Annotated in this window: 11 protein-coding genes and 1 pseudogene; 3 read left to right on the top strand and 9 right to left on the bottom strand. The window is 73.8% G+C overall.

The annotated features are described in order from the left end of the window. Window positions 1–80: 80 nt before the first annotated feature. The 3 genes from cobA to cobC are packed head-to-tail and all read right to left on the bottom strand — an operon-like array spanning window position 81 to window position 3,648. A complete protein-coding gene (gene cobA, locus Vqi01_RS13610; RefSeq protein ID WP_204035133.1) occupies window positions 81–1,406 on the bottom strand; it encodes a uroporphyrinogen-III C-methyltransferase in 1,326 nt (441 codons plus the stop codon). After that, a complete protein-coding gene (locus tag Vqi01_RS13605; protein WP_204035132.1) occupies window positions 1,403–2,524 on the bottom strand; it encodes a nicotinate-nucleotide--dimethylbenzimidazole phosphoribosyltransferase in 1,122 nt (373 codons plus the stop codon). The genes cobA and Vqi01_RS13605 overlap by 4 nt, the downstream gene beginning before the upstream one ends. Beyond that, complete coding sequence (cobC, locus tag Vqi01_RS13600) at window positions 2,524–3,648, bottom strand: Rv2231c family histidinol phosphate aminotransferase CobC (RefSeq protein WP_204035131.1); 1,125 nt, start codon at window positions 3,646–3,648, stop codon at window positions 2,524–2,526. The genes Vqi01_RS13605 and cobC overlap by 1 nt, the downstream gene beginning before the upstream one ends. Before the next feature lie 121 nt (window positions 3,649–3,769). On the opposite strand from cobC, the gene Vqi01_RS13595 reads away from it, so the two are divergent. Then, on the top strand, window positions 3,770–5,902 hold the full coding sequence (locus tag Vqi01_RS13595) for a transglycosylase domain-containing protein (RefSeq protein ID WP_204035130.1): 2,133 nt from the start codon (window positions 3,770–3,772) through the stop codon (window positions 5,900–5,902). 28 nt (window positions 5,903–5,930) lie between these two features. Here the strand turns inward: Vqi01_RS13595 and Vqi01_RS13590 are convergent, their stop codons facing one another. After that, a complete protein-coding gene (locus Vqi01_RS13590) occupies window positions 5,931–7,373 on the bottom strand; it encodes a cobyrinic acid a,c-diamide synthase CobB (protein ID WP_204035129.1) in 1,443 nt (480 codons plus the stop codon). 185 nt (window positions 7,374–7,558) lie between these two features. On the opposite strand from Vqi01_RS13590, the gene Vqi01_RS13585 reads away from it, so the two are divergent. Beyond that, on the top strand, window positions 7,559–8,359 hold the full coding sequence (locus tag Vqi01_RS13585; RefSeq protein WP_204035128.1) for an SURF1 family cytochrome oxidase biogenesis protein: 801 nt from the start codon (window positions 7,559–7,561) through the stop codon (window positions 8,357–8,359). Window positions 8,360–8,434: 75 nt separating this feature from the next. Here the strand turns inward: Vqi01_RS13585 and Vqi01_RS13580 are convergent, their stop codons facing one another. The 3 genes and pseudogenes from Vqi01_RS13580 to Vqi01_RS13570 all read right to left on the bottom strand — a co-directional run. After that, entirely contained in the window at window positions 8,435–8,641 is a 207-nt protein-coding gene (locus tag Vqi01_RS13580; protein ID WP_204035127.1) for a hypothetical protein, read from the bottom strand. Between the two features lie 50 nt (window positions 8,642–8,691). Next, window positions 8,692–10,038, bottom strand: coding sequence for a dipeptidase (locus tag Vqi01_RS13575; RefSeq protein ID WP_204035172.1), 1,347 nt, complete (start codon window positions 10,036–10,038; stop codon window positions 8,692–8,694). Then, window positions 10,031–10,851 (bottom strand): annotated as a pseudogene (locus Vqi01_RS13570) (uridine kinase family protein); the annotation flags it as partial. The pseudogene Vqi01_RS13570 and the gene Vqi01_RS13575, both read right to left, overlap by 8 nt. Before the next feature lie 6 nt (window positions 10,852–10,857). Here Vqi01_RS13570 and Vqi01_RS13565 point away from each other — a divergent pair. After that, the gene (locus Vqi01_RS13565) at window positions 10,858–11,259 is read left to right on the top strand and encodes a rhodanese-like domain-containing protein (protein ID WP_239098383.1); all 402 of its coding nucleotides are present in this window, start codon (window positions 10,858–10,860) and stop codon (window positions 11,257–11,259) included. 14 nt (window positions 11,260–11,273) lie between these two features. On the opposite strand, the gene Vqi01_RS13560 is transcribed toward Vqi01_RS13565, so the two are convergent. Further along, window positions 11,274–12,815, bottom strand: a complete 1,542-nt coding sequence (locus Vqi01_RS13560) for a cobyric acid synthase (RefSeq protein WP_204035126.1) — start codon at window positions 12,813–12,815, stop codon at window positions 11,274–11,276. 2 nt (window positions 12,816–12,817) lie between these two features. Beyond that, the gene (locus Vqi01_RS13555; RefSeq protein WP_204035125.1) at window positions 12,818–13,894 is read right to left on the bottom strand and encodes a cobalamin biosynthesis protein; all 1,077 of its coding nucleotides are present in this window, start codon (window positions 13,892–13,894) and stop codon (window positions 12,818–12,820) included. Between the last annotated feature and the right edge of the window lie 100 nt (window positions 13,895–13,994).

The raw sequence follows: 13,994 nt of genomic DNA, 5'->3' as shown, positions 1-13,994 counted from the left end.
AGGTAGCGCTCCGTTTCGCCCGAATGGCGGTATCCGCATCAGCGCGATACCGCCATTACGGCGAAACGGAGCCGGCTCGGTCAGGCCGGGTTGAGGGCGGCCACCACGTCGCCCACCACGACCACCGCCGGTGGGCGCAGCCCCGCGGCGGCCACGTCGGCGGCGACCTGACCCAGCGTCGAGCGGACGACCCGCTGGGCGCCGGTGGTCGCCTCCTGGACGACGGCCGCCGGAGTGTCGGCGGGCCGGCCGTGTTCGAGCAGGGTGGCGGTGATCGCCGGCAGGTTCTTCAGCCCCATCAGGATCACCAGCGTGCCGCGCAGCTGGGCCAGCGCGTCCCACCGCACCAGCGAGGACGGGGAGTCGGGCGCGACGTGCCCGGTCACCACGGTGAACTCGTGCGCGACCGCCCGATGGGTGACCGGGATCCCGGCCGCCGACGGGGCGGCCACCGAGCTGGTCACTCCGGGCACCACGGTCACCGGGATCCCGGCCTCGGCGCAGGCCAGCAACTCCTCACCGCCACGACCGAAGACGTACGGGTCGCCCCCCTTGAGTCGCACCACGAGAGCACCCGCCTGCGCACGGTCGACCAGGATCCGGTTGATCTCCTCCTGGGCCCGGGACGGGCCATACGGGATCTTGGAAGCGTCCACCAGTTCCACACCGGACCGCAGCTCGTCCAACAACAGGCCCGGCACGAGCCGGTCGGCCACGACGACGTCCGCCTCGGTGATCAGCCGCCAGCCCTTGACGGTGATCAGTTCCGGATCGCCGGGGCCGGCACCGACCAGCGCGACCCGCCCGGTATGGGTCTTCCCGCCGGCGGAGGGGTTCCCGCCAGCGGAGGGGTTCCCGCCAGCGGAGGGGTTCCCGCCAGCGGAGGGGTTCCCGCCGGCGGAGGGGTTAAGAGGGGGCCCTTCCTCTACAGAATCCGTTAAAAGGGGGCCCTTCCTTGCACTCAGGAGGGTGCGGATGGCGTCGCGGACGGTCATGGCGCGGCGCGGGTCGCCGCCGCCGAGGACCGCCACGGTGACCGGCCCGTGCCGGGTCACCGCCGGGGTCCAGGCACTCGCCGCCTGCCGATCGTCGGCGCGTACGCAGAAGATGCGGCGTGCGTCGGCCACGGTGCTGACCGAGGCTGCGGCGGCCGGGTCGTCGACGGCGACGTGCACCAGCCAGGCGCCGTCCAGATCGTCGGGGGTGAACCGGCGCGGCAGCCAGCGCAGTCGCCCGGCGTCGGCGTGGGCGCGCAGCGCCGGGCTGATCTCCGGGGCCACCAGCAGCACGTCCGCGCCCGCGTCGAGCAGCGCCGGCACGCGCCGGGTGGCAACCGCTCCCCCGCCCACCACGACCACCCGTCGGCCGGCCAGCCGGAGCCCGAGCGGATAGGGATTCGCCGTCACTTTTCGACCACCCCGGCGGAGTCGAAGGTGGCCACCTCGTGCAGGACCCGGACCGCGCCGGTGACCACCGGCAGGGCGAGCAGTGCGCCGGTGCCCTCGCCGAGCCGCAGCCCGAGATCGATGAGCGGGGTGAGGCCGAGCCGCCGCAGCGCGACGGCCGCACCCGGCTCGGCGGACCGGTGACCGGCGATCATCGCGCCGACCGCGTCGGGGGCGAAGGCCACTGCGGCGAGCGCGGCGGCGACCGCGATCACCCCGTCCAGCAGCACCGGTACGCGACGCGCCGCAGCGCCGAGGATCAGCCCGGTCAGCGCGGCGTGCTCCAGGCCACCGACGGCGGCCAGCACACCGAGCGGGTCCGCCGGGTCGGGGTGGTGCCGGCGCAGCGCGGTCCGCACCACCTCGATCTTGTGCTGGTACGTCGGGTCGTCGACCCCGGTGCCCCGGCCGGTCGCCTCGGCGGCCTCGACCCCGGTGAACGCGGCGATCAGCGCGGCGGCGGGAGTGGTGTTGGCGATGCCCATGTCGCCGGTGAGCAGGATGCCCGCCCCGGCGTCGATCAGTTCCCCGGCGATCCGGATGCCGATCTCGACCGCCGTTCGTGTCTCGTCGCGGGTCAGTGCGGCGGTGCCGGTCATGTCCCGGGTGCCCCGGCGGACGACGGCGCTGACCAGCCGGGGCGCCCCCGGACCGGCCGGGTCGCCCACGTCGCCCGGACCGGCCGGCTCGGCCGGGTCGCCCGGGTCGCCTTCGGGCTGGGGCAGCGGGGTGGCCACCCCGACGTCGACCACGGTCACCGTGGCACCGGCCTGCCGGGCGAACGCGTTGACCACCGCGCCGCCGGCCAGGAAGTTGCCGACCATCTGGGCGGTGACCTCCTGCGGCCATCCGGTGACCCGCTGGGCGTGCACGCCGTGGTCCCCGGCGAAGATCGCCAAGGCGGCCGGGGTGGGCAGCGGCGGCGGGCTGGCACCCGCCAGGCCGGCGAGGCGTACGGAGAGCTCCTCCAGGGCACCGAGTGAGCCGGCCGGCTTCGTCAGCCGGGCCTGCCACAGCCGGGCCGCGGTCATCGACGGCTCGTCGAGCGGAGCGATCTCCGCGATCGTGGTCTCCAGCATCACACTCCCAGGGTCTCGGTCAGCACCGCAATGAACGCGTCGGTGGTCGCCCGGTCCCGCACCGCGATGCGCAGCCAGTCCGGGCCGAGGCCGGGGAACGTGTCGCCCCGGCGTACCGCCCAGCCGCGTCGGCGCAGCTCGGCGCGTACCCGGTCGGCGCCGGGCCGGTGGATCAGCACGAACGCGCTGGCCGGGCGGCCGGCGACGCGTACCCCGGGCAGGGCCGAGAGCCGGGCCACCAGGTGGTCGCGGTCGGCCGCGAGTCGCGCGGCGATGGCGCGCTCGGCCCGGACCGCCTCGGGGCCGGCGCAGGCGGTCGCGGCGGCCAGGGCCGGCGTGCCGACCGCCCAGAGCGGCTGTACGGCGGCCAGCCGCTCCAGCAGCGCGGCCTCGCCGAGCAGGTAGCCGATCCGCAGCCCGGCCAACCCCCAGGTCTTGGTGAGGCTGCGCACGACCAACAGTCCGGGCAGGTCCCGCCGGGCCGCCAGTGACTCGGGTTCACCCGGTACGCCGGGCGCGCAGGTGGTGTCGGCGAACGCCTCGTCGACGACCAGCACCCGACCCGGTCGGGCGAGGGCCGCCAGGTCGGCGGCGGGGTGCAGCACCGAGGTGGGATTGGTCGGGTTGCCGATCATGACCAGGTCGGCGTCGGCGGGGATGCGATCCGGGTGCAGCCGGAATCCGTCCGCCGGGTCGAGCAGCACCCGCTCGACGGTGTGTCCCGCTGCCCGCAGCGCGGCCTCCGGCTCGGTGAACTGCGGGTGCACCACCACCGGCCGGCAGGCCCCGCGCAGCGCCTGGGCGAGCAGCACGAAGCCCTCGGCGGCACCGGCGGTCAGCAGCACCTCGGCCGGCGGCCGGCCGTGCCGGGCGGCGACAGCGGCCCGCGCCGGCCGGGGGTCCGGGTACGCCGCGAGGTTGGCGAGCGATGCCGTGATCGGCTCGGCCAGCCAGCTCGGCATGGGGGCGCGCCGCACGTTGACGGCGAGGTCGACCAGGCCCTCGCCCACCTCCGCGTCGCCGTGGTGGGCGAGATCGACCAGATCGTGGCCCGCCCGCGTGTCGGCGCCGGGATCCGGCTCGGCCGGCGAGGCGGCGGGGGCTCCGGTCGACTGAGCGTGCATGACCGCGATCCTGCCGGGAAGCCGGCGCGGGGGACAGTCGCGTCGGGGGTGGGCCGCATCACCACCGATCACTTCATGAGTATTTCTCATGGAAGAATCGGAAATGTCATAACTTGGCGGTGTGAGCAATCGACCCCTTGCTGCCGCTGGTCGTCTCGTTCCTCTCCTCCGTGCCGGGCTCATCGCCGGCATCGTGGTCGCCGCCGTCGCGTACCCCGTGGTCGCCCTCACCGGCATCGGCGCGAAGGCCACCACGCACGCCGTGGAGAGCAAGACCAGGCTGCTGGCCAGCGCCATGCCCGCCGAGACCTCCTATCTGTACGCACCCGACGGCCGGACCGTGCTGACCATGTTCTACGAGGAGTACCGGCAGTACACGAAGCTGATCGACATCTCTCCCCACATGCAGCAGGCCATCGTCGCCGCCGAGGACAACCGCTTCTACCAGCACCACGGTGTCGACCCGAAGGGCGTCGCCCGCGCCTTCGTGGCCAACGCCCGCTCCAGCGGCGTCTCCCAGGGCGCCTCCACGCTGACCATGCAGTACGTCCGGATGGCGTTGCGGGACAGCGCCACCAGCCCACGAGAGGTGCAGGAGGCCACCGCGCAGACCCCGCTCCGAAAGATCAAGGAGATGCGCATGGCGGTCGACCTGGAGAAGGAGTTGAGCAAGGAGGAGGTCCTGGAGCGCTACCTCAACTCGGCGTACTTCGGGCACCGGGCGTACGGCATCTACGCCGCCAGCGAGATCTTCTTCTCCAAGACCCCGAAGGAACTCACCCCGGTCGAGGCGGCCACCCTCGCCGGGCTGGTGAAGTCGCCGTCGCAGTACGACCCGGCCAGCTCGGACCAGAAAGAGGCCACCGAACGCCGCAACTACGTGCTGGACAACATGACGCGGCTCGGCTACCTGTCGCCGGACTCGGCGGCGGCGGCGAAGACCGAGCCGATCCGACTCAAGCTGAGCTACCCGCCCAACGACTGCGCTGCCGTGGGAGAGAAGTGGAACAGCTGGGGCTTCCTCTGCGACTACCTGAAGAACTGGTGGAGCGCGCAGCCCGCGTTCGGGGAGAACCGGCTGGAACGGATGGACAAACTGCGCCGCGGCGGCTATCGCATCGTGCTCGGCATGGACCCGAAGATCCAGAAGGTGGCGGAGCAGAACGTCGGCACCGAGGGCAACACCGGCAGCCCCTTCGCCAACGGGATCGCGGTCGTCGAACCGGGCACCGGGCGGGTGAAGGCAATGGCGGTGAACCGCACCTACTCACTGGAGGTGGACGAGAACCCGCTCAGCTCCAACCCCGAGGCCGGGCCCAACGTGCGCGCCAACTACCCGAACACCGTGGCACCCCTGATGGGCGGTGGCGACCTGCCGGGCTACCAGGCCGGGTCGACGTTCAAGATGTTTCCCATGCTGGCCGCGCTGGACTCCGGGATGACCCTGAACACCACCTTCAACGCGCCGCACCGGTACCAGTCGGAGATCTACGACGGCTGGGCGCCGACCAACGCCAGCGGCGCGATGAGCGGCCCGCAGACCATGTGGTCCGGCTTCGGCAAGTCCGTCAACACCTACTTCGTCTGGCTGGAGGAGCAGGTCGGGGCAGAGAAGGCGGTACGCCTCGCCGAGCAGTTGGGGTTGCGCTGGCGTACCGACGTGGACCGGGAACACGCCTCCCCGTCGAAGGCCAACAAGTGGGGCGCGTTCACGCTGGGCGTCTCGGACGCCACCCCGCTGGAGATGGCCAACGCGTACGCCGCCGTCGCCGCCGAGGGGCGGTACTGCGAGGCGATGCCGGTCTCCGCGATCTACAACCGGGACGGCACGCCGGCCACGTACACCACCGCCGGAGGCATCGAGCGGGAGGTCGCCAAACCCCGCTGCCGCCAGGTGGTCAGCGCCGATGCCGCGCGCGCCGCGACCGACGCCGCGCGCTGCCCCACCGGCGACAGCCCGGCCAAGGGCGGCTGCGGCGGCTGGTCGACCGCGGACAGCGTCCGCGGCACGGTGGGCCGCCCGGTGGCCGGCAAGACGGGTACCACCGACAGCACCCGGTCGGCCTGGTTCGTCGGCTACACGCCGGAACTGGCGGCGGCGAGCTTCATCGCCGACCCGGACAACCCGTTCAACGCCGTCGGTGACGGCCAGTCGGAGGTCCCGATCGCGGCGGTCGCGAACACGCTCCGCGACGCGCTCAAGAAAAGACCGGTCCGGGACTTCACCCCTCCGTCGGACCGGATAGTCGGCTGACCCGCCCGCCCTACCGCGCCTCGTGAGTTCACGCCGACGGCCCGGCCGACCCCACCTCGGCCGGGCTGGTCGGCGTGACCTCGGCTGCCTGGTCCGCACCGGTCGGGATCGGCACCGGCTCGGCCACCGCTGCGGCCACCAGCCGCTGCGCGAACCGCGGGTACGCGGCCCAGTGCGACACGAGCTGCGAGGCCTGCACCCCACGCCAGACGAACCCCTCCGGCGCCCCGCCCGGCCAACTCCACGCCGGCCGCTGCCCGCCCCGAGGGCTGAGCACCGTCCGGTGCTCCTTGTGCCCGGTGACCACCTCGCCCCGCCTGACGATCACGCTGTCGCTCTGGGCGATCGCGTCCCGGTACCCGACGACCAGGCCGTCGCGGATGCTGCCGATCGCGTCGAGCACGCCGCACATGGGCAGCCCGTCCACCTCCCGGGCCAACCAGAGCAGACCGGCGCCCTCGGCGACCACCGGACGGCCGGTCCGCGCCAGCTCGGCGACGGCGATGCAGAGCCGGCGGTTGGCGGAAAGCTGCTCGACGTACGACTCCGGCAGAGCACCACCGACCACCAGCGCCCGGGTGCCGGCCGGCAGCACCTCGTCGGCGAACGGGTCGAGGGTCACCACCTGCGCACCGGCGGCCCGCAGCAACTCGGTCGCCTCGACGTGGCCGAAGCTGCCCCCCGGTCCGCCGACCACCGCCACGATCGGCCCAGCGGCACCGACGGGAAGGCCCGACGGCGGCTCCGGCGACCACGGCTGCCCGCCCAGCGGCGGGGCGGAGTTGGCCAACCCGAGCAGCCGGTCCAGGTCCACGGTGGCGGTCACCGCCTCGCCCAGGCGGCGTACCGCCCGGGTGGCCTCGCCGGCCCCGGCGAGCACGGGCACCACCCCGTGCCGGCGTGCCGGCAGCACCGAGGGCAGATCCTGGCGGCGCAGCGCGCCGTAGACCGGCACGCCGATATCGTCGAGCGCCTCGCGCAGCAGCGCCTCGTGCCGGGCGGAGGCGACCCGGTTGAGGATCACCCCGCCGAGCCACAGTTGCTCGTCGTACGCTCGGAAGCCGTGCACCAGGGCGGCCACCGACTGACCCATCGCGGCGACATCGACGACCAGCACGACCGGGCTGCGCAGCGCGGTGGCCACCGCGGCGGTCGACTCGGTCTCGCAGCGGCCGGTGAGGCTGTCGTAAAGGCCCATGCTGCCCTGCACCACCGCCAGGCCGGTCCCGGCCGCGCCGTGCAACAGCAGCGGGGCGAGCCGTTCGGTGCCCACCAGCCGCGGATCCAGGGTGCGCCCGGGCCGGCCGGCGGCGAGCCCGAGATAGGCCGCATCGACCTGGTCCGGCCCGACCTTGAACCCGGCCACCTCCAGCCCTCGGTCAGCGAGTGCGGCGAGCAGGCCGATCGCCAAGGCGTTCTTGCCGTGTCCGGAGGAGGGAGCGCTGAGCACCAGACGCGGCACGACGGTCATCATCGACTCCTCGCGAGCGGACGGCGTGCCGACCGTCGGCGCGCTCCGCCCGCGTGACGATAGCCGACCCTCGCGATGCGGTCGCGCCGCCCGGTCCCCCTCCCACAGCCGCCCGGTCCCCCTCCCACACCGGCGCGCGGCCGCCCGATCGGCGTGGCGACGGCCACAGCGGTAACCTCGCAGGTGTGTACCGGTTCCTGCTGACGCCACGCTGGCTGGGCATCCTCGCGCTGACCCTGGTCGCCGCCACGGTCATGGTGCTGCTCGGCAACTGGCAGCTGGACCGCTACCACGGTCGTACGGCGGTCAACGAACGCATCGACGCGGGCCTGCGGATGGCGCCGGTGCCGCTGCGCGACGCGTTGCCCGCGCCGGCCGCCGGGCCCGGCACGGTCGGTCCGCCACCGGCCGAGGAGCGGACCTTCACCCGGGTCACCGTGACCGGCCGGTACGACAGCGACCACGTCGTTTTGGTCCGGGGTCGCACGGTCGACAGGAACGTCGGCTTCGAGGTGGTCACCCCGCTGGTGCTGGCCGACGGCACCGCCGTGCTGGTGAACCGGGGCTGGATTCCGCCCGCACCCGGCGGGGCGACGGCGCAGCCGGAGGTGCCGGTGGCACCGGCGGGCGAGGTGACCGTCGAGGGGCGGGTGCACGTGAGCGAGAGCGGCGCCGGCAGGGTGACCCGGCGCGACGGCCGGTTGGAGACCCGTCGCATCGCCCTTGACCACCTCGCCCGGGAACTGCCGTACCCGGTGCACGGCGCCTACCTGCTGCTCGACGAACAGACCCCGGCCGCCGACCCGGTCTTCAAGGCGGTGCCGGTCGGGCACGCCAACAACTGGCAGAACCTCGGCTACGTCGTACAGTGGTGGATCTTCGCCGTGATGACCCTCTTCGGCTACGGCTGGGTCGCCCGCCGGGAGGCCCGCCGCCTGGCCGGCGTGACCGACGACCGCCCCCGCGACCGCGCCGCCGAGGTGTAAGGAAGGGCCCCCTCTTAACGCCTCGTGTATAGGAGGGGGCCCCTTTTAACATCCGGCCGGGGTCTGGGACGGGAGTCAGGCCGGCACCGGTTCCTCGACGCGCAGGCCGCGGGCACGAACCTCCTCGGCGATGCGGGACAGCGACGTGTCCAGGGCGACCAGGGCGGCGGACAGCTCACCGAGCTGTTCCTTGAGCGTGTCCTCGGGCCACGCGGAGACATCGACGTCCCCCAGTGCACTGACGGCGGCCTGCAGGCGGGCCATCACCTCATTCGTACGCATGTTCGAGAGGCTACAACAGGCTTCCGCCCGACACGCCGAAAACCGCCAGCTCAGCCACGCCCCACCTCGGCCACCTTCGCCAGCAGCAGCGCCTCGGCCAGGCAGACCTTGGCGAACTCGCCCAGATGCAGGCTCTCGTTCGGCCCGTGCGCCCGGGCGTGCGGGTCCTCCACACCGGTCACCAGGATCGCCGCCCGGGGGAACATCTCCTGGAACGTGGCGATGAACGGAATGGACCCACCGACGCCGATGTCCACCGGGTCGGTGCCGTCCCAGGCGGTGCGGAAGGCCGACCGGGCCGCGTCGAACATCGGCCCGGTCGCGTCGATGACGCACGGAGCGCCGTCATGCTCGAAGGTGACGCTCACCTCCGCGCCCCACGGGACGTGCCGCTCCAGGTGCTCGCGCAGCGCCGCGTACGCCCGGGTCGGGTCGTCGCCCGGCGCCAGTCGTACGCTCAGCTTGGCCTTGGCCGCCGGGACCAGGGCGTTCGCTGCCTCCGCCGTGGTTGGGGCGTCGATGCCGAGCACCGCCAGCGCCGGCTTGGTCCAGAGCCGGTCGGTGATCCGGCCGGTGCCGATCAGCCGTGTGCCCGGGGCCAGCCCGGCCTCGGCGCGGAACCGGGACTCGGGGTAGTCGACCTCGGCGGTCTCCCGGCTGACCAGCCCCGCCACCGCGACGTTCCCCGCGTCGTCGTGCAGCGTGGCGAGCAGCCGGACCAGGGTGATGAGCGCGTCGGGCACCGGACCGCCGAACATGCCGCTGTGCACCGCGTGGTCCAGGGTGCGCACCTCGACGAAGCAGTTGACGATGCCGCGCAGCGACGTGGTCAGCGCCGGTACGCCGACGTCCCAGTTGGCCGAGTCGGCGATCACGATGACGTCCGAGGCGATCGCCTCCCGGTGCTCGGCGAGCAGCCGCTCCAGCGAGTCGGAGCCGTACTCCTCCTCGCCCTCGACGAACACCACCACGCCGACCGGCAGTTGGTCGCCGAACGCGCGCAGCGCCGCGACGTGCGCCATGATGCCGGCCTTGTCGTCGGCGGCTCCCCGACCGTAGAGCCGACCATCCCGCTCGACCGGCTCGAACGGGTCGGAGTCCCACAGCGTCCGATCTCCGACCGGCTGCACGTCGTGATGGGCGTAGAGCATGACCGTCGGTGCCCCGGGCGGCGCCGCCTTCCGGCCGATCACCGCCGGCTGTCCACCGGCCCGCACGATCTGCACGTCGAGCCCGCAGCCGCGCAGCAGCTCGGCCACCGCCTCGGCGGACCGTTCCACGTGCGCGTGATCGAAACCGTCAAAGGCGATGCCGGGAATACGGACGAGCCGCTCCAGGTCGGCCCGGACGCCGGGCAGCTCCCGTGCGACGGCGGCCCGCAGCTCGGCCTCGGTCATGATCGGTGTGGTCATGCCCGGCATCGTATGCCGGTCGTACCGGGTGGTACCTCCGGGTTGGCAGCCCGGCCGCCACCGCCGGGGCTTTCAAGCCGGCCGGGGATGGCAGGAGAGGCGCAGGTAGTAGCGGGCGGTGTCGTGGGGCAGCGTGGGAGCGCCGTCGACGATCAGGTCGGCGCGGGCCTCGGTCTGGTCGGCGGCGAAGTGGGCCCGTTCGCCGTCGTGCCAGCGGCGTAGCTCCGGCAGGATCGCCGGGCCGTCACGCGCCACCGCCCGGTCAAGCCGCAGCGCTGCCGGGGCGGTGACGAAGACCGCCAGGGACAGCTCGGGGTCGGCTGCGGCGCGGGCCACGCTGACCCCCTCCAGGATCAGCACCGGCGCGGCCGGCACCGGCACCGGACAGGGCAGGAAACGGCGACGTACCCAGCTGTACCGGTGGTAAGCCCCGGCCCGCCCGGCGCGTACCGGCGCCAGCACCGACTCCTCCAGCCGGGGCCAGAAGGTGAACTGGTCGTCCCACCCGTCGAGCAGGTCGTCGGTGTTCACCACCGGCGGCCGGTCGCCGCCGAGGCGGGCGAGGGCGTCGGCCAGGCGCGCGGCGAAAACGGTCTTGCCCGCGCCGCTGGGCCCGTCGACCGCCACCAACCGCGTACGCCCCAGCCGTGCCGGCCGGGCCAGCACCCGACGCGCCAATCCGGCGTACGCCTCGAAGACCGCCACCACCACGGGCACCGACGTTACCGATCGGGTTGTCCCGCGCCGCTTCGGAGCGCAATTCGGAGGGCGGGCGGGCATGATCGTGCCGTGTCCCATTCCGTGATGAGTCCCGGCGTCGAGGCGTTGCTGGAACAGGCCCGCGCGGGCATGACCCGGTTGTCCCCGCAGGAGACGGTGCAGGCCGCCGGCCGGGGTGCACTGGTGATCGACACCCGCACCGACGCGCAGCGCCGGGAGCAGGGCGAGTTGCCCGGCGTCATCGTGATCGACCGGACCGTGCTGGAGTGGCGGCTCGACCCGGCCAGCGACTGGCGCATCCCCGAGGCCACCGGGTACGACATCGAGATCGTGGTGGTGTGCCGCCAGGGCTACAGCTCCAGCCTTGCCGCGGCGAGCCTGCGCGCCCTCGGCCTGCACCGCGCCACCGACATGATCGGCGGGGTGGACGCCTGGCGCTCGGCTGGCCTGCCCTTCTCCGATCAGCCGGCGGACGTCCGCTACTGACCCGACGGGCGGGCTCAACGTGGTGGGACGCCGGGTGGGACGAACGGCAGGTCGGCGGGGGGTCCGGACTCGATCAGCCGCCACAGCGCCGTCGTGTCCAGGTGTTCCTCGACCAGATCACCGAGCAGGTCGAGGGTGCCTTCGCGGGCGGCGGCGAACGAGTTGCCCGGCGCGACCCGGAATCCGGTACGCCCCGCGAGGCGGGCCACCCGGGTCAGGAACCAGCGGCGGAACTCGTCGGACTCGAAGGTGCCGTGCCAGTGGGTGCCGTGCACCACGCCGTGGATCGCGCCCTCTACGGCACCGCCGACCTCGTGCAGCAGCGGGGACAACTCCGGGTCGGCGGCCGAGACGTACCCGTGGTGGATCTCGTAACCGCGGACCGGAAGATCGCCGGCGGCGCTGCCCACCGAGGGCCGGACGGTTTTTCGCGGGTCGAAGGTGATCTCGATGGGGAGCAGGCCGAGGCCGGGAACGCTGCCCTGCCCGCTCTCCACCGGATCGTGGATGGCACGGGCCAGCATCTGGAAGCCGCCGCAGATGCCCAGCAGCGGCCGGCCCGCCGCCGCGTGTGCGGCGACCGCGTCGGCCAGGCCGGTCTCGCGCAGCCAGGTCAGGTCGGCCACGGTCGACTTGGAGCCGGGCAGCACCACCAGGTCGGCGGCGGCCAACTCGGCCGGCTCGACGGTGAGCCGCACCCGCACCCCGGGCTCGGTCGCGAGGGCCTCGACGTCGGTGGCGTTGCTGATCCGCGGCAGCCGGATCACGGCCACGTCCAGCCACTCGGTGCCGTGCGGGGCGGCCGGGCGGCCGAGCACCCGCCCGTAGGCGAGCGAGTCCTCCGCGTCCAGCCACAGGTCCAGCGCCCAGGGCAGCACGCCGTACGTCGGTCGCCCGGTGAGCTGACGCAGCATCTCCAGCCCGGGGGCGAGCAGGCCACGGTCGCCCCGGAACTTGTTGACCACGAAGCCGGCGAGCAGCGCCTGGTCGGCCGGGTTGAGCAGGGCCAGGGTGCCGAACATGGCGGCGAACACCCCACCCCGGTCGATGTCGCCCACCACGATGGTGGGCAGCCGGGCCTGCCGGGCCAGGCCCATGTTCACGTAGTCGCCGTCGCGCAGGTTGATCTCCGCGGGGCTGCCGGCACCCTCACAGATCACCACATCGTACGCTTCCCGCAGCTCCGCTAACGCGGCGTACGCCGTCTCGGCCAGCCGGGGTCGCAGCGACCGGAACGTGTCGGCGGTGATGGTGTCGACCGCCTCGCCCAGCAACACCACCTGGCTGGACAGGTCGCTGCCCGGCTTCAGCAGCACCGGATTGAACCGCAGGTCCGGGGCGATTCCGCAGGCCGCCGCCTGCATCGCCTGGGCCCGGCCGATCTCCCCGCCCCGGCCGTCGGGCCCGAGGACGACGGCGGAGTTGTTGGACATGTTCTGCGCCTTGAACGGCGCCACCTTGACACCCTGGCGATGCAGCCAACGGCAGATGCCGGCGGTGAGCACGCTCTTGCCGGCATCCGAGGTGGTCCCGGCGACCAGCAGCCCCCCGCTCACCGTCAGCGCCCTGCCCGATCGGCAGCGGCCCGGGCGGCGCGGCGGGTGAGGGCGCCAGCCGCCCGGCGGGTGAGGGTCCCAGCGGCCCGGCGGGTGAGGGTTCCAGCGGTCCGTTGGGTGAGGGCGCCGGCCAGGCGGCCGACGGTCAGGGGGTACGCCGCGGCGAGCCCGAGCGCGGCCAGCCCGACCGCCCCGGAGAGCCGGGCCGCCCGTTTCAGGTGGCGCGCCTCCGGACGGGGGCCGTCGCCGAGGAACGGGCGCACCTCCGAGCGGCCGAAGTAGACGTTGCGCCCACCCAGCCGTACGCCCAGGGCTCCCGCCATCGCCGCCTCGCACTGCCCGGCGTTGGGGCTGGGATGATCGGCCCGATCCCGCTGCCAGATCTGCCAGGCCCGCTCCCGGTCGCCGTGCACGACCGGCGCCAGGGCCACGATCAGAAGGCCGGTCAGTCGCGCCGGCACCAGGTTGAGCAGGTCGTCCAGGCGGGCAGCCGGCGTGCCGAAGCGGGCGTAGCGGGCCGACCGATGACCGATCATCGCGTCGAGCGTGTTCGCCGCGCGATAGCCGAGCAGACCAGGCAGCCCGGCGACCGCACCCCAGACCAGCGGGGCGACCACGGCATCGGAGGTGTTCTCCGCGACCGACTCGACGGTCGCCCGGGCCAGTTCGGGCTCGTCCAGGGCCGACGGGTCCCGCCCGCAGAGATTCCCGAGCCGCTGCCGAGCGGCCGGCACGTCACCGGCGCGCAGCGCCCGGCCCATCGTTTCCGCCTCGCGGCGCAGACTACGTCCACCGAGCACCGCCCAGGTGCCGGCCGCGACCAGCACCGCCCGAGCCACCGGCCGACGCCGGGTGCCGAACGCGGCAGCAGCCCCGACCAGCACCGGCCCACCGACGGCGAGCACGGTGAAGGCGGCCCCGGAGAGCCGATCGGGCCGGTAGAGACGGCGTTCCAGGGCGGCAGCGGCACGACCGAACCCGGCAACCGGATGCCCACGACGCGGGTCACCGAGCACCGCGTCCAGCGCGTACCCGGCCACCAGTCCCGCTGCATTGGCCGCCGCACCCGCGTACCGCACCCGCACCACCCCCGACCCGCCAGCCTACTGCCGCCCCGCCCCCACTCCCCGCCCCCGCCCCCACTCCCCGCCCCTGCTCGCTGCCCCCCGCTCGCTGCCC

The organism is Micromonospora qiuiae (genome assembly GCF_016863555.1).
GTDB classification, from domain to species: Bacteria; Actinomycetota; Actinomycetes; order Mycobacteriales; family Micromonosporaceae; genus Micromonospora; species Micromonospora qiuiae.
Note: the sequence above shows the minus strand (reverse complement) of the source record. Positions and strands in the feature narration are given on the sequence as shown.